This window comes from Pantoea sp. AG1095 (assembly GCF_003208415.1).
GTDB lineage: Bacteria > Pseudomonadota > Gammaproteobacteria > Enterobacterales > Enterobacteriaceae > Pantoea > Pantoea leporis.
Genome location: NZ_QKMJ01000008.1, coordinates 194,928 through 211,870, shown reverse-complemented (window position 1 = coordinate 211,870; position 16,943 = coordinate 194,928). Strand labels below are relative to the sequence as shown.

At 55.2% G+C, this 16,943-nt stretch carries 16 protein-coding genes, 2 tRNA genes and 2 pseudogenes; 11 read left to right on the top strand and 9 right to left on the bottom strand.

Going from position 1 to position 16,943, the window contains the following annotated elements; translation table 11 throughout:
* Positions 1-17: 17 nt before the first annotated feature.
* Together DEU53_RS17070 and dkgB are read left to right on the top strand one after the other, a co-directional pair.
* Positions 18-94 (top strand) — tRNA-Asp (locus tag DEU53_RS17070).
* Between the two features lie 169 nt (positions 95-263).
* A complete protein-coding gene (gene dkgB / locus DEU53_RS17065) occupies positions 264-1,067 on the top strand; it encodes a 2,5-didehydrogluconate reductase DkgB (protein WP_110867831.1) in 804 nt (267 codons plus the stop codon).
* Positions 1,068-1,082: 15 nt separating this feature from the next.
* On the opposite strand, the gene yafC is transcribed toward dkgB, so the two are convergent.
* Positions 1,083-1,991 carry a DNA-binding transcriptional regulator YafC gene (gene yafC / locus DEU53_RS17060; RefSeq protein ID WP_110867830.1) on the bottom strand — a complete coding sequence of 303 codons (909 nt, stop codon included), beginning with the start codon at positions 1,989-1,991 and terminating at the stop codon, positions 1,083-1,085.
* Between the two features lie 100 nt (positions 1,992-2,091).
* Between yafC and DEU53_RS17055 the strand changes: the two are divergent.
* Positions 2,092-2,211, top strand: a pseudogene (locus DEU53_RS17055) (MFS sugar transporter); the annotation flags it as partial.
* A 290-nt stretch (positions 2,212-2,501) separates the two neighbouring features.
* Entirely contained in the window at positions 2,502-3,305 is an 804-nt protein-coding gene (locus tag DEU53_RS17045; RefSeq protein WP_008105211.1) for an endonuclease/exonuclease/phosphatase family protein, read from the top strand.
* A gap of 150 nt (positions 3,306-3,455) precedes the next feature.
* Here the strand turns inward: DEU53_RS17045 and mltD are convergent, their stop codons facing one another.
* Both mltD and gloB read right to left on the bottom strand, forming a co-directional pair.
* A complete protein-coding gene (mltD, locus tag DEU53_RS17040; protein ID WP_110867829.1) occupies positions 3,456-4,829 on the bottom strand; it encodes a murein transglycosylase D in 1,374 nt (457 codons plus the stop codon).
* A gap of 71 nt (positions 4,830-4,900) precedes the next feature.
* Complete coding sequence (gene gloB, locus DEU53_RS17035) at positions 4,901-5,656, bottom strand: hydroxyacylglutathione hydrolase (protein ID WP_110867828.1); 756 nt, start codon at positions 5,654-5,656, stop codon at positions 4,901-4,903.
* A gap of 40 nt (positions 5,657-5,696) precedes the next feature.
* Here gloB and DEU53_RS17030 point away from each other — a divergent pair, with 40 nt between their 5' ends.
* Positions 5,697-6,431, top strand: a complete 735-nt coding sequence (locus DEU53_RS17030) for a class I SAM-dependent methyltransferase (protein ID WP_110867827.1) — start codon at positions 5,697-5,699, stop codon at positions 6,429-6,431.
* Here DEU53_RS17030 and rnhA read toward each other — a convergent pair.
* Positions 6,416-6,983: pseudogene (rnhA, locus tag DEU53_RS17025) on the bottom strand (ribonuclease HI). The gene DEU53_RS17030 and the pseudogene rnhA sit on opposite strands and share 16 nt — an antisense overlap.
* Here rnhA and dnaQ point away from each other — a divergent pair.
* Both dnaQ and DEU53_RS17015 read left to right on the top strand, forming a co-directional pair.
* Positions 6,937-7,668, top strand: a complete 732-nt coding sequence (gene dnaQ, locus DEU53_RS17020) for a DNA polymerase III subunit epsilon (RefSeq protein WP_110867826.1) — start codon at positions 6,937-6,939, stop codon at positions 7,666-7,668. The pseudogene rnhA and the gene dnaQ overlap by 47 nt on opposite strands.
* Before the next feature lie 134 nt (positions 7,669-7,802).
* Positions 7,803-7,879 (top strand) — tRNA-Asp (locus DEU53_RS17015).
* 130 nt (positions 7,880-8,009) lie between these two features.
* On the opposite strand, the gene DEU53_RS17010 is transcribed toward DEU53_RS17015, so the two are convergent.
* Positions 8,010-9,503 (bottom strand): NCS1 family nucleobase:cation symporter-1, encoded by a 1,494-nt coding sequence (locus DEU53_RS17010; RefSeq protein ID WP_110867825.1) that lies wholly within the window; start codon positions 9,501-9,503, stop codon positions 8,010-8,012.
* Positions 9,504-9,648: 145 nt separating this feature from the next.
* On the opposite strand from DEU53_RS17010, the gene DEU53_RS17005 reads away from it, so the two are divergent.
* The 3 genes from DEU53_RS17005 to puuE are packed head-to-tail and all read left to right on the top strand — an operon-like array spanning position 9,649 to position 12,088.
* Positions 9,649-10,371 (top strand): GntR family transcriptional regulator, encoded by a 723-nt coding sequence (locus DEU53_RS17005; RefSeq protein WP_110867824.1) that lies wholly within the window; start codon positions 9,649-9,651, stop codon positions 10,369-10,371.
* A complete protein-coding gene (hpxA, locus tag DEU53_RS17000) occupies positions 10,368-11,099 on the top strand; it encodes an allantoin racemase (RefSeq protein ID WP_110867823.1) in 732 nt (243 codons plus the stop codon). The genes DEU53_RS17005 and hpxA overlap by 4 nt, the downstream gene beginning before the upstream one ends.
* A 29-nt stretch (positions 11,100-11,128) precedes the next feature.
* Positions 11,129-12,088 carry an allantoinase PuuE gene (gene puuE, locus DEU53_RS16995; protein WP_110867822.1) on the top strand — a complete coding sequence of 320 codons (960 nt, stop codon included), beginning with the start codon at positions 11,129-11,131 and terminating at the stop codon, positions 12,086-12,088.
* A gap of 160 nt (positions 12,089-12,248) precedes the next feature.
* On the opposite strand, the gene hpxZ is transcribed toward puuE, so the two are convergent.
* Genes hpxZ through DEU53_RS16975 form a run of 4 tightly spaced genes read right to left on the bottom strand, consistent with a single transcriptional unit; the run spans position 12,249 to position 15,810 of the window.
* Entirely contained in the window at positions 12,249-12,632 is a 384-nt protein-coding gene (gene hpxZ / locus DEU53_RS16990) for an oxalurate catabolism protein HpxZ (RefSeq protein WP_110867821.1), read from the bottom strand.
* A gap of 2 nt (positions 12,633-12,634) precedes the next feature.
* Positions 12,635-14,029, bottom strand: a complete 1,395-nt coding sequence (locus tag DEU53_RS16985; protein WP_110867820.1) for an AtzE family amidohydrolase — start codon at positions 14,027-14,029, stop codon at positions 12,635-12,637.
* Entirely contained in the window at positions 14,026-14,211 is a 186-nt protein-coding gene (hpxX, locus tag DEU53_RS16980; protein WP_110867819.1) for an oxalurate catabolism protein HpxX, read from the bottom strand. The genes DEU53_RS16985 and hpxX overlap by 4 nt, the downstream gene beginning before the upstream one ends.
* A gap of 12 nt (positions 14,212-14,223) precedes the next feature.
* A complete protein-coding gene (locus DEU53_RS16975) occupies positions 14,224-15,810 on the bottom strand; it encodes a gamma-glutamyltransferase family protein (protein WP_110867818.1) in 1,587 nt (528 codons plus the stop codon).
* Between the two features lie 121 nt (positions 15,811-15,931).
* Between DEU53_RS16975 and hpxU the strand changes: the two genes are divergently transcribed.
* On the top strand, positions 15,932-16,771 hold the full coding sequence (hpxU, locus tag DEU53_RS16970; protein WP_101762543.1) for a MurR/RpiR family transcriptional regulator HpxU: 840 nt from the start codon (positions 15,932-15,934) through the stop codon (positions 16,769-16,771).
* The last annotated feature ends 172 nt before the right edge of the window (positions 16,772-16,943 follow it).

Genomic DNA, 16,943 nt, shown 5'->3' with positions numbered 1-16,943 from the left:
ATCAGTACAGAATCGGTGGAGCGGTAGTTCAGTTGGTTAGAATACCTGCCTGTCACGCAGGGGGTCGCGGGTTCGAGCCCCGTCCGTTCCGCCACTTAATTGATAAGCCCTGACTGAAAAGTCAGGGCTTTTTCATATCTGCAATTTTTTCATTATTGTTGATAAAAAATCAAAATTCTTCTGCTTATAAACGGATTTTTCAGCAACAATAAACCTGCCAAAATAATTCCCATCGAAACATAACGCTATACGATGAGGAAATCATGACAATCCCCGCCTTTGGTTTAGGTACTTTCCGCCTGCAAGATGACGTTGTAATCCATTCAGTTAAAACTGCGTTGGAACTTGGCTATCGCACAATTGATACTGCGCAAATCTATGAAAATGAAGCGGCTGTGGGCCAGGCGATCGCTGAGAATGGCGCAGCACGTGGCGACTTGTTTATTACCACTAAAATTTGGATCGACAATCTTTCGGCTGAAAAGTTGATTCCCAGCTTGAAAGAGAGCCTGGCAAAGCTGCGCACCGGTTATGTCGATCTCACCTTAATCCACTGGCCTTCTCCCGGATCGGCGGTATCGGTGAAAGAGAGCATGTTGGCATTGATGGCAGCAAAAGAAGCAGGGCTGACGCGTCAAATTGGTATCTCAAACTTCCCAATTGCTTTGATGAAAGAGGCGATTGACGCGGTTGGCGTGGAAAATATAGCGACTAACCAGATTGAGCTGCATCCCTTTTTGCAGAATCGGCAGGTGGTTGATTTTGCTAAAAAGAATGGTCTTCATATCACTTCTTACATGACGTTAGCTTATGGAGAAGCGCTGAAGGATGAGGTAATTAATACCATTGCACAGAAGCGCAAAGCTACTCCGGCACAGGTTGTTTTGGCATGGGCGATGAAGTTAGGTTACGCGGTGATCCCGTCATCAACTAAACGTGAAAACCTGGCGAGCAACATGACAGCGGTTGATCTGCTGCTAGACGATCAAGATATGGCAAATATTGCCGCGCTGGATCGTCATCAGCGCTTAGTGAGTCCAGAAGGTCTGGCGCCAGACTGGGATTAATCACTGCATCCCTTTTCAGCCCTGCACTCGCCAGGGCTGAGCTTTAACCCATTCACTCAGAAAATCGATAAACGCCCTGACGCGTTGGCTAACTCCTAAGTCACTGTAATAGACTGCATTAAAAGGCATCTCAACTGGAATACGCTGTTCAGCAAGCAGTTCAATAAAAGTACCATCAGCTATCTCTTTATCTACCATAAAATCTGATAAACACGCGATACCTTGGTCGCCTAGCACTAGCTGTTTGAGCGTTTCGCCGCTGTTAGATGACATTCCTGGCGTGATGTCATAAAGATCGCCACCTTCATCTGCGATAGGCCAGCGATTTAAGCGTGGTGTTTCAACGAAGCCAAGGCATTCATGCTGAGCCAAATCAGCTGTTGATTCAGGGACACCATGTTTCGCCAGATAAGCCGGCGTCGCTACTAATTTGCGATAGCTTATAAAGAGCAAACGAGCGCGCAGTGTAGAATCCGTCAAATTGCCAGCGCGAATCGCCACATCGACTTTACGTTCGATGAGGTTAATAAAGCTCTCTGAGGAGATGAGCGATAGTGTGACATTGGGATAGCGCTCACGAAAGGGTTTAATCATCGGTAGCAACAGATGCAGAATCACGGGTGTAGCAGCATCAATACGCAGTACGCCCTGAGGCGCTAGCTGACGCTCAATCAACTCGCTCTCGGCGGTTGACATCTCCTGCATCAACTTTTGCACGCGGCGAAAGTAATGCTCGCCTTCATGAGTGAGCGCTAGCTGACGCGTAGTACGCGTTAAGAGCGCGACACCCAGCTTATTCTCCAGTTTTTTAACCGTACGACTCACCGCTGAATTGGCCATGTGCAACTGCTCTGCAGCGCGACTGAAGCTGCCGCTCTCCACTACAGCGATAAACACCTTAAGCTCATCTGACGATGCCTTCATTATCCCTCCAAAAGCAAAAGTCTGTTCGAACTTTGCATCTTTTTGTCATTAAAGCATGCGGCAACACTAATGCCCATCAAAACCTTAATGGGAGTTAATCATGCCAATTGCACTTTGGGCGCTGACGATCAGTGCCTGTGCGATCGGAACGACAGAATTTGTTATCGTCGTTCTGAGCCCAACCATCGCTGAACAACTCCGTATTACGCTGCCTGCCGCAGTGAGCGTGATTCTGCATTGTTGAACATTATGGATTGGCGCAAACCCCGTGGATCGGTACGGTGTATGTACCTGGCACGCTGCTGCTAGTGCGATTGAGTGGCCAACCCGATAAAACTCAGACTGCGATAGCGATGGAATAACATGCACAAAAGCCTGCCAACTGGCAGGCTTTTACATTGGTAAGCTGTGAGGCGAATTCCGACAATCAAGAACACCAATTGAAACCCCGCGCTAAAATCCCTATAACAGTCAGGTGAAGTGCGAGTCGTAAACCAGTTGGGCGGGAAAGTGCGGAAAAAAACTTATTCAATGCGTTATGTAGCAGGTCAGCCAGCAGAACGGATTTTTCCGCCGGGGGCAATGCTGCATCTTGGGCAGGCATTACCGCCTGGCGCACCTTTGCCAGCTGATCCCACACTGCGAGTTTTAGTCTGGAATATCTTTAAGCAACAGCGTGCAGACTGGATGTCTGTGCTCCAAGGTTTTGGCAAAGATGCCCACCTTGTTCTGCTGCAGGAGGCGCAGGCCACGCCTGAACTGGTCAAATTCGCCACCAGTAACTATCTCGCGGCCGATCAGGTGCCAGCCTTTGTCTTACCGCAACATCCTTCCGGCGTCATGACGTTGGCGTCTGCGCACCCTGTGTACTGTTGCCCACTACGGGAACGTGAGCCGCTGCTGCGTTTGGCCAAATCTGCGCTGGTCACGGCGTATCCATTACCCACGGGCGAAATGCTGATGGTGGTGAATATCCACGCGGTCAATTTCAGTCTCGGTGTCGATGTCTACAGCAAACAGTTGGGGCCGATTGGCGAACAGATTCAACATCATCGCGGACCGGTGATCATGGCGGGGGATTTCAACGCCTGGAGCCGCCAGCGCATGAATGCGCTGTATCGCTTTGCGCGGGAGATGTCTTTGCGTGAGGTGAACTTCACCGATGACCATCGCCGAAAAGCCTTTGGGCGCCCACTGGATTTCGTCTTCTACCGCGATATGAAGGTCAGTGAAGCTTCTGTGCTGGTGACGCGCGCATCAGATCACAATCCGCTGCTGGTTGAGTTCAACTCTCTCTACGGTATTGAGCGTTAAGCTAATACGCTCGAACTCCCGCCCCGCAACAGTTAATGTTCAGCTGAAACAATACAGGGAAGGGCGAGTCAGAGCCTGAACAGGCGATATGCAGAATTTAGCAGAAGCAGAAAATGAAAAAGGCTGACAAAAGTCAGCCTTTTCGGGGCATTAGGTATCAGGTGTTGCGCTATTATTCACAAACAGCGTGAGCTTGTCGCCCGGCTGAATGTCTTTAGCGTCACTGTTCCAGCGCATAACGTCTTTGGTGTTCACACCGTGGCGTTTAGCAATACTGGCAAAAGAATCACCCTTACGTACACGGTAGGTGATGCTGTTGCCGTTATCAGCCAATTGCGTGCTCGCTTTGCCGCTCACGGTCAGAGTCTGACCGGTACGAACTGAAGCGCTGCGCAGATTGTTCTGCTGTTTCAGTGCACTGACGCTTACGCCAAGCTTGTTGGCAATGCCAGACAAGGTGTCGCCTCTGCGTACCGTATAGCTGTTTCCTGCCGCACTGACTTTCGCCATCTCGGTAGGCTGCACGGAAGCGATATCACCGGAAGCCAGTGAATCGCGCAACTTAGCAACGTTGGACTTAGGCACCATAATGTAGTGCGGTCCATTTGGCGCGGTGGCGCCGTTTTTATAACCGGCATTAAATGTCTTCAACTTGCTGAGAGACATACCGGCCATATCGGCGGCCTGCGTCAGTTCAATCTGCTGTCCCACCTCTACGCGAGCTAAAGCACGGCTCTCGTTCGGGGTCGGCAGTTTGATACCGTAACGCTTGTTGTTCTTGAGAATCTCACTCAAGGCCAACATTTTAGGTACGTAAACCGTGGTCTCGCGGGGCAGCGATAAACTCCAGAAGTCAGTCGGCTTACCGCGCGCCTTATTCTGTTTCATCGCCTTCAGCACACGTCCTTCACCGCTGTTATAGGCGGCGATGGTCAGTAACCAGTCGCCGTCAAACATACCGTTCAGACGCTGCATCATATCCAGCGCTACTTTGGTCGAGGCCACCACATCGCGGCGTCCGTCGTACCATTGGTTCTGTTTCAAACCATAGTTTTTGCCCGTTTGTGCAACAATCTGCCAGATGCCGGCGGCATTCGCAGAAGATGTTGCGTGTGGGTCAAAAGCGCTCTCCACTATGGGTAGCAGTACCAGTTCCATCGGCATTTTACGTTTCTGTATCTGCTCGACAATCCAGTACATGTACGGCTCTGCCCGTAATGTTACATCGTGGAGATAGCTCTTATTTTTTAAAAATTTTGTTTTTTGTTCGCGGATCCGGCTGTTTTCCGGAATCCCCATCTTCAACTCGTCACTAATGTGATTCCAGAGATCAGTATCTTCTGCGAGGCTTGTTCCATCATCCTGCCATCGCGGCGACAACAATCGATCTCCGTACTTTCCATTTTCACCTTGACCAGCTGAAGACAGACTCTGGGCATGCTGTACGGGGATATTGGCGTCATTCCTTGATGCCTGACATCCTACCAGCAAGACCGAGGCGAGTAAGATCGCTTTAGCCTTCATGTGTGTGTCAATAGTTCGCTTAAAAGACGAGCAACTATACGTGACGGTCCACCACAACACAACCTCAAATATCAAAAGCGGTCTTTCTTCTCGCGTAGATCGGCGAAAGTTTGCCATAACGCTGATGATGAGACATTAGTGCCTAAAGCCTGTTGTAAATCAGCCTCTTGCGTACGTAAAAATAAATTTATTTCCCGCTCTAAGGCCAGTTTTGTTGGTAAAGTGATGCGGTTTTCTGCGCGTAAGTCCTTAATTTGCTGATACCTTGCCAAAATTTTAGGGTCGTGGGGCAGAATAGCCGCAGCAAACTTCATATTGGATAAAGTGTACTCATGCGCGCAGCAAACGAGAGTATCTTTAGGGAGCTGATTAAGTTTTTGAAATGATTCGAACATTTGCTCTGCAGTGCCTTCAAATAAACGCCCGCAGCCGCCAGAAAACATCGTGTCACCACAGAAAAGATAAGGGGAGCTGAAATATGAGATATGTCCTAAAGTGTGACCGGGTGTTGCGATGACACGGAAATTCAGCCCAAGCAGGGTAAATTCATCATCTTCGGCCACAATACGCTTCGCCCCTTTATCTGCCGTTTCCTCTGGACCGAAAACGGCCACATCGGGATAGTGCTGCAACAGCTCATCCACACCGCCGACGTGATCGTGATGATGGTGCGTCAGCAAAATCGCCACCGGTTGCCAATGATTGGCGCTGATTTTATCCAGCACCGGCTGTGCTTCGCCGGGATCGACTATCAAACACCTGTTGTCATCGTCCGTTAGTGTCCAGATGTAGTTATCCTGCAATGCGGGAATGCTGGTAAGATTCATAAACACCTCTCAGGTCGTAGAAAAAGGAAAATGGTAGAGCATGAAGCCGGCTAAAACACGCCAAATCCTGATTGCACCGCGCTCCTGGCGCGATATGCCAATGGGAGACTATTTTCGCGACGCGCTCACTCAGCAACTGCAGCCTTATCTCGGCAAGCTGTATGGCTTTCATATGCTTAAAATTGGCAGCCTCAGCGCAGAAATCAACACCAGCCAGTGTGCCATATCGCATCAGGTGAATGTGGGCATTGAGGGCGATGAATTACAGGTTATCGCCAATAACACGCAATTACCCTTTGAATCTAAATCCGTTGATGCCTGTTTACTTGCGCACACGTTGGCGTGGAGTCAGGATCCGCACCGCGTACTGCGTGAAGTGGATCGGGTATTGATCGATGATGGATGGATGATCATCAGTGGCTTCAACCCTTTCAGTTTATTAGGGATTAGCAAAGGCATTCCGGGTCTGCACTCGCGCGCGCCGTGGAGTGGACGGATGTTCAGCCAGGTACGATTGCTCGACTGGCTGGGCCTGCTGAATTATGAGGTGGTTTACCGCACCCGTTTTCAGGTGGTGCCGTGGCATCGGCAGGGCGGCAGGGTGATCAGCGCGCATTTACCGGCGCTCGGTTGTTTGAACATTGTGGTGGCACGTAAACGTACGTTCCCGCTAACGCCCACCAAAATGAAGAAGAATCTGAGTCAAAGCCAGCTACGGCAAACGGTTAATGTCACGCGCCAGTTTCGTGAAGTGAAGGATCAGGATTCAACCTGATAACCGATATCATCCTGAGTGGGCTTTCCCGCCGCGCTGCGTGCCAGTTCGTCGCAGCGTTCGTTCTCCGGATGCCCCGCGTGGCCTTTTACCCATTCCCACTTAATTTCATGGTTGCTGAGCGCCACATCGAGACGTTTCCACAGATCGACATTTTTCACCGGTTTTTTATCGGCGGTTTTCCAGCCGCGCTTCTTCCAGTTGTGGATCCAGCTGGTGATACCCTGACGAACATATTGGCTGTCGGTGCTGATCACCACCTCACACGGCTGTTTCAACGCTTCGAGCGCCACGATAGCCGCCATCATTTCCATGCGATTGTTAGTGGTGAGGCGATAACCTGTACTGAACTCTTTTTCATGCGCGCCATAACGTAAAATGGCGCCATAACCGCCGGGACCGGGATTGCCCAGGCAAGATCCATCGGTGAATATTTCTACCTGTTTGCGCATCTCTGGTAGACTTCCTTCTGACAAAACGCCAAGTCTGACATAAAACGAGTCCTATGAGCACTGCAAATAACCGCCAGATCGTCCTCGATACTGAAACCACCGGCATGAACATGATCGGTGTACATTATGAAGGACATCGCATCATTGAAATTGGTGCGGTTGAGGTGATCAACCGTCGCCTGACCGGCAACAACTTCCATATGTATCTGAAGCCCGATCGGCTGGTGGATCCGGAAGCGTTCGGCGTTCACGGTATCGCCGATGAATTCCTCGCTGATAAGCCGATGTTTGCGGATATCGCCGACGAATTCCTCGATTACATCCGTGGCGCAGAGCTGGTGATCCATAACGCATCGTTCGATATTGGCTTTATGGATTATGAATTCGGCATGCTGAAGCGGGATATCGGCAAAACCGAAACCTTCTGCCAGATCACCGATAGCCTGGCGATGGCGCGTAAGATGTATCCCGGCAAGCGCAACAGCCTCGATGCATTGTGCAACCGTTATGAGATAGACAACAGCAAGCGTACGCTGCACGGCGCACTGCTCGATGCCGAGATTCTGGCCGAAGTATTCCTGATGATGACCGGCGGTCAAACCTCGCTGGCATTTTCTCTGGACGGTGAGCAGAACAATCAGGGCGGCGCGGAGAACATTCAGCGCATTGTGCGTCCGAGTTCAGGTCTGCGCGTGGTCAGCGCCAGCGATGAAGAGATTGCTGCGCACGAAGGTCGTCTGGATTTGGTGCAGAAGAAGGGTGGTAGCTGCTTGTGGCGCGTGTAAAACGGCTGATTTTGCGTGCAAAATCGACGTTAAGCTGAAAAAAACGTCAAACGAAACATTCCCACAGAAAAAGCGTTGACGGGTGTGAAAGCTGCTATTAATATGCGCCTCGTTCTCGACGGGGAACAAAGCGCGGAGCGGTAGTTCAGTTGGTTAGAATACCTGCCTGTCACGCAGGGGGTCGCGGGTTCGAGCCCCGTCCGTTCCGCCAATCTATTTAAAGAAGCCGATGCAGAAATGCATCGGCTTTTTGCTTTTTCCAAATGGTATCGCTTTCCCTCATCCCCCGCCTTCTCTCGCAAGCGGGCGAAGGATGGGATGAGGGCCAGCGCGCACGCAACTTAATCCTTCTGTACCGCCACCGTCGCGCGATACGCCGCCACCGACTCTTCGCGGTCAGCGCGCGCCAGCCAGCGATAGCAGCCCGCACCCAACGCCACGCCGATAAACCAGCTAAAGTTCGCCACCGCATGCAGTGAAGGAATAAAGCTGATCACCAGACAAATGCCCACCGAAGGCAGCAGCGCGGCAATTGCTTTCGGGTTGAAGCCGCCGCGATACCAGTAACGGCCTTTCGGCGTGTCATCAAACAGGTCATCCACGTAGACTTTGCTGCGTTTAATCAGATAGAAATCGGCCACCAGGATGCCAAACAGCGGCCCAATAAACGAGCCCAGCACATCCAGCGTGTAGTGAATCAGTTCTGGCGACTGGAACAGGTTCCACGGCGTCAGTAACACCGAACCAACTGCGGCAATCATGCCACCGGTGCGGAAGCTGATTTTCTGCGGTGAGCAGTTCGAGAAGTCGAATGCTGGCGAAACGAAGTTCGCCACGATATTAATGCCGATGGTAGCGATAATCATGGTCAGCAGGCCAATCGCCACCGCCACGTCGTTACCCACCATGCTGACAGTTTCAATCGGATCGGTGATCATTCTGCCGAACAGCGATTGCGTACCGGAGACAATCACCACGGTGACAATCGAGAACAGCAGGAAGTTGAACGGTAAGCCCCAGCGGTTGCCGCGACGAATTTCGCCCATGCTTTTGCCGTAACGCGAGAAGTCACCAAAATTCAGCAGCGGACCGGAGAAGTAGGAGACTACCAGCGCGGTGGCGGTAATCATCTGCCAGGTTTGCTCGCCGGTGCTCAACTGCTTGCTGGCCAGCGTGAAGGAAATGCCGTCGAAACCGGTTTTGTATACAATCCAGCCCGCCAGCGCCACCATCACCACGTACACCGCCGGACCGGCGACATCAATAAAGCGTTTAATCGCGCTCATACCGTGCCAGAACACCATCGCCTGCAGTAACCACATCACACCGAAACAACACCAGCCCAGCTGAGATAAGCCGAGCCAGCTGCTTTGTGTCATGCTGCTAAGGGTTGGAAAGAACTTCAGCAGCACCAGCATCAGCGCGTTAGCCGCCAGATAAGTCTGGATGCCGTACCATGCAAAAGCGATCAGCCCGCGAATAATCGCCGGGATGTTAGCGCCAAACACACCAAACGCCTGACGCGAAATCACCGCGTACGGTACACCCGCCATCTGGCTCGGTTTGGCCACCAGATTGGCGCATAGCTGCACAATGCAGATGCCCACTAACAAGCACAGCAGCACCTGCCAGCTCGCCAGCCCGAGGGTAAAGAAGCTGGCGGCCACCACGTAGCCGCCCATGCTGTGCACGTCCGACATCCAGAACGAAAAGATGTTGTACCACGACCAGTTCTGGTCGCGCGTCGGCGCCAGATCGTCATTACACAGACGTGGACTGTATTGTGCGTTGGCTTCAGAGGCCACCCGCGAGGTCACTTCAGAATGATTTGGCATGAAACCTGCTCCTCTCAACATCATGGAAAAATAATCACAGCGTGAAACGGTATTGCAGGATCCAGGCCAGAAATGATTTCTTGTATACAAAAAATTAATTTCACGTATACGATGTGCAGCACACAGTCACTTACCGGAGCAGGTAATGAAGAGTGAAACAGGCCAGAAAACGGCTGCCGATCTGAACGATCGCGATGAACCTATCTATCAGGCGCTGCTTACCGCCATCGTTGAGCATCAACTGCCGCCGGGCAGTAAATTGCCGGAAGAAGCCTTATCGGATGTCTTCGGCGTGAGCCGCACCGGCATTCGTAAGGTGCTGCAACGCCTCGCCGCGGTGCAAATGATCACTTTGTCGCCCAGGCGTGGTGCACAGGTGGCGACGCCGGGCGTGGATGAAGCCCGCGACATCTTTGCCACCCGCAGTTTATTAGAGTGCGCCAATCTACCGGCTGTGCTGAGCCACGTGCAGGCACCGCACTTAGCGGCACTCGGCGTGCTGATTGAAGAAGAGCAGCTGGCACATGATCAGCATTATGGTGCCGCGGCGATTCGTCTCTCCGCCGCGTTCCATATTCAGCTGCAGGCGATCTCCGGTAACGCAGTGCTCACCGATATGGTGACGCGCCTGACGCAGCGTTCGTCGCTGGTGATTGCCGCTTACGGTGCACCGTGGCAGCGCGGCTGCCGATGCGATCATCACGATCGGCTGGTGGATCTGCTGCGGCAAAAAGATCTGCCGGGGTTAACGGCGGCGCTGCAGCATCACTTCGAACATATTGTTGCCAGCCTGCACTTTGAGCGCAGCGGCGAAACCTTGCCTGATTTCACCCGGTTATTTGCCGGTAACAAAGGAGCGGCATCATGAGCCTGATTCAGGTCATCAATCCCAACACCAGCTTAGCGATGACGGAAACCATGGGTACTGCCGCGCGCGCCGTCGCCGCGCCGGGCACCGAGATTCTGGCGGTGTGCCCGACTCACGGCGTCGAGTCGATTGAAGGTCATTTTGATGAAGCCATCGCGGCGATTGGTGTGCTGGAGCAGGTGAAACGCGGCAAAGAGCAGGGCGTGAGTGGCCATATCATTGCCTGCTTCGGCGATCCGGGATTGCTGGCGGCGCGTGAACTGGCGAGCGGCCCGGTAATTGGCATTGCGGAAGCGGCCATGCACACCGCCACGCTGGTGGCGACGCGCTTTTCGATTGTCACCACCTTGCCGCGCACGCTGGTGATTGCGCGCCATCTGCTGCAGCAATATGGCTTCACTCATCATTGTGCTGCGCTGCACGCCATCGATCTGCCGGTGCTGGCGCTGGAAGACGGCAGCGGCGTGGCGCAGGAAAAAGTTCGTCAGCGCTGCATGCAGGCCAAACGCGAAGATGGCAGCGGCGCGATTGTGTTGGGCTGTGGCGGTATGGCTACGCTGGCGCAGGATCTCACCAAAGAGCTGGGTATGCCGGTAATCGACGGGGTCAGCGCTGCGGTAAAAATGGTGGAGTCGCTGGTGGCGCTAGGCTTTGGTACCAGCAAGCACGGCGATCTCGATTATCCACTCGAAAAACCGCTCAGCGGAGCCTTTCAGCACCTAAACTAACCACTGGTTGAGCGACAGGAACTTACAGAATGAATGATGTATCTGGCAAGAAAGAGTACAGCTTCAACAAAAACTATCCGCGCGATCTGATTGGCTACGCTGGCAACCCGCCGCATGCGCAGTGGCCGGGCAAAGCGCGCGTCGCGGTGCAGTTTGTCCTTAATTACGAAGAGGGCGCCGAGAACAACGTGTTGCATGGCGACGCCGGTTCCGAGCAGTTTCTTTCCGATATCATCGGCGCGGCCAGCTACGCCGATCGCCATATGTCGATGGATTCGCTGTATGAATACGGATCGCGCGCCGGTTTCTGGCGCATCCACAATGAGTTTCAAAAGCGCGGTTTGCCGCTGACGGTGTTTGGCGTGGCGATGGCGCTGGCGCGTCATCCGGACATCGTTGAGGCGATCAAAGCGGCGGATTACGACGTGGTGAGCCACGGCTGGCGCTGGATTCACTACCAGGCGATGGATGCCAAGACCGAGCGCCAGCACATGCAGCAGGCGGTGGACGTGTTAACCGACCTGTTTGGCAAAGCGCCAACCGGCTGGTACACCGGCCGCGACAGCCCAAACACCCGACGCTTGGTGGTCGAGCAGGGCGGCTTTAGCTATGACAGCGACTATTACGGCGACGATTTACCGTTCTGGACGCAGGTCACCTGTCAGGACGGCACGGTTAAACCGCATCTGGTCATCCCTTACACGCTGGAGTGCAACGATATGCGCTTCGCCTCGCCGCAGGGCTTCAACACGGCGGAGCAGTTCTTTACCTATTTGCGCGACACCTTTGATGTGCTGTACGAAGAGGGAGAAACGGCACCGAAGATGATGTCGATTGGCATGCACTGTCGTTTACTGGGACGTCCGGGGAAATTCCGTGGCTTGCAGCGCTTCCTCGATCATATTCAGCAGCATGAAGATGTGTGGGTGTGTACGCGGCAGCAAATCGCCGATCACTGGATCGCGACGCATCCGGCACCGAGCGCTTAGCCCTTCATCCCAACCTTCTCCCGCCAGCGGGAGAAGGCGCCGATCCCGCCCCGGTTCAACAAATCACTCCACCTAATCATCCCTCGCCCGCATGCGGTAGCCCAATCATTCCCTCGCCCGCGTGCGGGAGAGGGTTAGGGTGAGGGAAAAACCACCCAACTCAACTCATCAAACTCACCTGCGCCGCGACAATCCGCCAGCCGCACGGTAATCGCACCCACGTCTGCTGCTGGCGTCCGATCTTCTCTACGCCTTCACGCGTAAACTCCGTACTGCACACCGCATAGTCATCGCCAAAAGTGGTGATCACCGTATTACGTAACTCGCGTTCCAACCCCTTTGACGGCCGCGCCGCGCGAAAAGCGCGGATCTCATCAATGCCATACAAATTCTCACCCGCGCCCAAACGCACGGTGCGTTTGTCGTGCCAGAACAGCTCATCCAACACCTCCACATCATTGCTGATCAGCGCTTGCTCATAGCGGTAAAAGGCGGCGGTGACTTCGGCGAGAATTGCCGGGCGATCGATATGTTCAGGTGTCATTTTCAGGCGTCCATTAAGGTGGTTTGTGGCAGCGTCAGCCCTTGCTGTTGCAGCGCCCAGGCGGCGCGCAGTGCCAGATGTTCTTTAAACGGCGCAGCGATCAGCTGCAAGCCTATCGGCAAGCCGCTGGCGGTTTGCAGCGGCACGGTACAGACCGGTAAGCCGAGGAACGAAATCGGCTGGGTTAGCATGCCCATGCTGGCGCGCGTCGGCAAATGCTGGCCGTTGATATGAATGGTTTCCTGGCCGATGGTGGTGGCGGTGCAGGGCGTGGCGGGCGCAATCAGCACGTCAAACTGCTCAAACAGCGGCAGCACCTGCTGCTGGAAGTGGCGGCGGAAACGCTGGGCCTGCACGTACCACGCCGAAGGCAGCATCGCACCGGCCAGCAGGCGCTCACGCGAGTTGGGCTCGAACTGCTCCGGCTGCGTGCGCAGCATCGGCAGGTAGTGATTGCCGCCTTCTGCGGCGGTCATGATAAAGGCCGCCGAGCGTGCGATCTCCGCATTCGGCAAGGTCACTTCGTCGATTGCCTGCAGCGCTTTAGCTGCCACCGCCACGGCGGCACGCGCTTCATCGCTGCACCAGGTTGAGAAGAACCCGCCGAGTACCGCGCTGCGCACGCCTTCTGCGCCCTTGCTGAGCCCTGCGCTAGCTGGCGAGGCGGGCTGCGCGGCCTGGAAGGCATCGCTGGCATCGGCACCTTGCAAGGTGTCGTACACCAGGCTCAAATCTTCAACCGAACGGGCAAACGGGCCGATGTGATCGAGGCTGGCGACAAACGGATGGCTGCCGCTGCGCGACAGGCGGCCGAAGGTCGGCTTCAGGCCAAAGATGCCGCACAGTGAAGCGGGCACGCGGATCGAGCCGTTAGTGTCGGTACCGAGCGAGAAGTGCACCAAACCCGCCGCCACCGCTGCCGCTGAACCGCCGGACGATCCGCCCGCCACGCGGGTTAAATCACGCGGATTGCGCGTCGCGCCGTAATGGGTGTTTTCCGTGGTAAAACCATAAGCATAGGCATCCATATTCAGCATGCCGGAGAGCAGCGCGCCAGACTGACGCAGTTTGCTCACCGCCCACGCATCCTCGCGCGCCGCCGCGCGTGCGCTGAACAGGCTGGCACCGGCTAAGGTGCTGTGTCCGGCGACATCAAACAGGTTTTTCACCGCGTAAGGAATACCGGCTAGCGGCGGCAAGGTTTCACCGCGCTGGCGCAGCTGATCGATCTGATCGGCTTCGCGCAGCATGCGCTGACCGGTGACTTCGGTCCAGGCGTTGATCGCCTTATGCTGTTCAATCGCCGCCAGCGTGTTTTGCGCGATATCGCGGGCGCTGATCTCGCCCTGACTCAGCGCCTGCTGCAGGGCATTAATCGATAATGACGAAAGTTTCATGGATGAAACACTCCCGCCACTTCCAGGCGATCGTCGAGCGGCAGCGCCATCAGCGGCTCGGCCATGGCGGCGATGCGGTTGAACTGCGTCAGCAGCTCGGAGCGGCGCGCATCATCCAGCTCCAGCGCCAGAATCTGCTCCATTTGGGCGATATAGGTGGCCCAGTCCGGTTGTGAACTCATCAATAATCTCCGTTAGAAACCGGCGGCGCTGCCGTTGCTGCGCGGATCGAACGCGCCTTCCAGCATGCCGTTGTTGTGTCTGACGATCGCGCCCGCATGGCCGACCACTTCACTGAAATCGGGTAGCAGTTCAACCTCATGGCCGAGCGCACGCAACTGCTGCACTGTTTCCGGCGCGATGCGCGCTTCGAGCTTGAGCGAATCGGATGATTGTCCCCACGTACGACCCAGCAGCCAGCGCGGCGCGCTCACCGCCTGCTGTAGCGGATGTCCCTGAATCACGTGACGGGTGAAAATCGCCGCCTGGGTTTGCGGTTGGCCGTCGCCGCCCATCGAACCGTATATCATGGTGCGGCCATCTTTGAGACGCGCGGCAGCGGGATTGAGGGTGTGGAACGGCTGTTTGCCCGGCTGCAGCGCCAGCAGATGATCGGGTTGCAGGCTGAAGGCGGCACCCCGGTTTTGCCAGGTGATGCCGGTGCCGGGCAGCACCACGCCACTGCCGAATTCGTGATAGACGCTCTGGATAAACGAAACCGCTAATCCGCTGCTGTCCATCACGCCCATCCACACGGTATCGCCCGGCCCGCGCCCGGTGCCCCACGCAGCGGCTTGTTGATCGTCCACCTGCGCCGCCAGCGTGCTGAGGTGTTCCTCATCCAGCAGACGCTGCACATCAATGTCGATGTGGCGCGGATCGGTGATGTGCTGGTCGCGCAGCGCAAAGGCTTTTTTAGTGGCTTCAACGATGCGGTGCACGGTTTGCGCTTCATTGGCGTCAGCCATATTCAACCGATCGGTAATGCCGAGGATCGCCAGCGACACCAAACCCTGTGTTGGCGGCGTCATGTTCCAGATATCGCCTTCACTGTGTGCCAGGTGCAGCGGCGTGCAGCGCCGGGCTTGGTGCGTTTGCAAATCTTCGAGCGTGATTGGCATTCCCAGAGCGGTCATTTCGCGCGCCAGATGGTGCGCCAGTTCACCGCGATAGAAACTTTCCAGACCGTGATCGCACAGCATGCTCAGCGTATTCGCCAGCGCCGGCTGGGTGAAGCGACTGCCAGCAAGCGGCACGCTGCCGTCCGGTAAAAAGGTGGCGGCAAAACCAGGTTGATGCTGCAACTCGTGCTGTTTGGCGGCGGTGGCGGCGGCTTGCGAGGCGGTGACCGGAATGCCGTCGGCGGCATAGCGAATCGCATCGCGCAGCAGGCGGGTTAACGGCAGCGGCGTCGCGCCAAGTTCCTGCGCCAGCGTTAACGCTTCCTGCCAGCCGCTGACGGTACCCGCCACGGTTAAGGCGGCTTTGGGGCCGCGATGCGGAATCTGCGTTTCGCCATGGTAGAAATCAAGATGTGCCAGCGAACCGGCTGCGCCGCTGGCGTCAATGGCGATGGGATCGCCGTTTGGCGGCACCACCAGCCAGAAGCCGTCGCCGCCCAAACCGTTCATGTGCGGGTAAACCACGGCGATGGTGGCTGCGGCCGCCACCATCGCTTCCAGCGCATTGCCGCCTTCGCGCAGTACGGCTAAGGCGCTTTCGCTGGCGAGATGGTGCGGCGTAACGGCCATGCCTAACGGCGCCATGTTGCTCTGTATCATAAAGAACTCTTTTTCTGGGTACGTGGTTAATGGGAAGCAAGAGCTGTTCCAGTTTTGAACGGACATCAATCTGGATCGATTTATGCTAGCTTGTGATGAAACGAAAGTTACAGGACCGATGATGAAACAACTTGATGAACGCCTTCGTAGTCACTATCCGCAACTGTCGCCGCAGGAGCAGCGCATTGCCGACTTCGTGTTTGACCATTTTGATGACCTGATCAGCTACAACAGCGCCGAGCTGGCGCGGCTGAGCGGTGTGTCGAAGGCCACGGTCAGCCGTTTATTCAAGCGTCTCGGTTACGAGAAATATAAGGACATGCGCGACGAGCTGCGCATCCTGCGCCAGAGCGGCATGCCGCTCACCGACAACCGCGATGCGGTGCAGGGTAACACCTTGCTGTCACGCCACTATAAGCAGGAGATGGCCAACCTGACGCAGTGGGTCAACAGCATCGATCCGCAGCAGTTTGGCGAGGTGATTAGCGCGCTGGGCGCGGCAAAACGGGTATTTATCATCGGCATGCGTAACGCCTATCCGGTGGCGCTGCACCTGCGTCAGCAGCTGATGCAGGCGCGTCCGCAGGTGCATGTGCTGCCGCAGCCGGGCCAGACGTTGGGTGAAGAGCTGGTGGATATCACGCCCGACGATATCGTGGTGGTGATGGCGTTTCGCCGCCGTCCACGCATCATTCGCCCGCTGATGCAGCAGCTGCAGCAGAGCAACATTCCCGTGCTGGCGCTGTGTGAGCCGCAGGCGCAGGGCATTATCACGCTGGCGCGCTGGCAGCTTTGCGCGCCGCTCGACAGCGTTTCCGCTTTCGATAGCTACGCCTCCGCCATGAGCCTGATTAACCTGTTGGCAAATGCGTTACTGCACGAAATGTTGTCGCAGGGCCGTCAGCGCATCCATCAAATTGCCGATCTTTATCAGCATCTTGACGAGCTGGAACACCGTTAACGGGCGCCATTGTGGTGCATTGCACTGTTTTTGATCGTTAATTCCAACGGGCGCGATGCCCGTTTTTGCTGCCTTCAACGCGGTAAATCCCCGTTTTTTCCCCTTTCTTCTCCCGGCACTGCGGTTGGCACATTAGTTGCAGAATGATTCATCAAGAATCTTTTGTTTCACG

Bases quoted from the DNA above. Each gene is read 5' to 3' on its own strand.
- dkgB (WP_110867831.1), top strand. From the start codon at position 264: ATGACAATCCCCGCCTTTGGTTTAGGTACTTTCCGCCTGCAAGATGAC.
- yafC (WP_110867830.1), bottom strand. From the start codon at position 1,991: ATGAAGGCATCGTCAGATGAGCTTAAGGTGTTTATCGCTGTAGTGGAG.
- mltD (WP_110867829.1), bottom strand. From the start codon at position 4,829: ATGAAGGCTAAAGCGATCTTACTCGCCTCGGTCTTGCTGGTAGGATGT.
- gloB (WP_110867828.1), bottom strand. From the start codon at position 5,656: ATGAATCTTACCAGCATTCCCGCATTGCAGGATAACTACATCTGGACA.
- DEU53_RS17030 (WP_110867827.1), top strand. From the start codon at position 5,697: ATGAAGCCGGCTAAAACACGCCAAATCCTGATTGCACCGCGCTCCTGG.
- dnaQ (WP_110867826.1), top strand. From the start codon at position 6,937: ATGAGCACTGCAAATAACCGCCAGATCGTCCTCGATACTGAAACCACC.
- DEU53_RS17010 (WP_110867825.1), bottom strand. From the start codon at position 9,503: ATGCCAAATCATTCTGAAGTGACCTCGCGGGTGGCCTCTGAAGCCAAC.
- DEU53_RS17005 (WP_110867824.1), top strand. From the start codon at position 9,649: ATGAAGAGTGAAACAGGCCAGAAAACGGCTGCCGATCTGAACGATCGC.
- hpxA (WP_110867823.1), top strand. From the start codon at position 10,368: ATGAGCCTGATTCAGGTCATCAATCCCAACACCAGCTTAGCGATGACG.
- puuE (WP_110867822.1), top strand. From the start codon at position 11,129: ATGAATGATGTATCTGGCAAGAAAGAGTACAGCTTCAACAAAAACTAT.
- hpxZ (WP_110867821.1), bottom strand. From the start codon at position 12,632: ATGACACCTGAACATATCGATCGCCCGGCAATTCTCGCCGAAGTCACC.
- DEU53_RS16985 (WP_110867820.1), bottom strand. From the start codon at position 14,029: ATGAAACTTTCGTCATTATCGATTAATGCCCTGCAGCAGGCGCTGAGT.
- hpxX (WP_110867819.1), bottom strand. From the start codon at position 14,211: ATGAGTTCACAACCGGACTGGGCCACCTATATCGCCCAAATGGAGCAG.
- DEU53_RS16975 (WP_110867818.1), bottom strand. From the start codon at position 15,810: ATGATACAGAGCAACATGGCGCCGTTAGGCATGGCCGTTACGCCGCAC.
- hpxU (WP_101762543.1), top strand. From the start codon at position 15,932: ATGAAACAACTTGATGAACGCCTTCGTAGTCACTATCCGCAACTGTCG.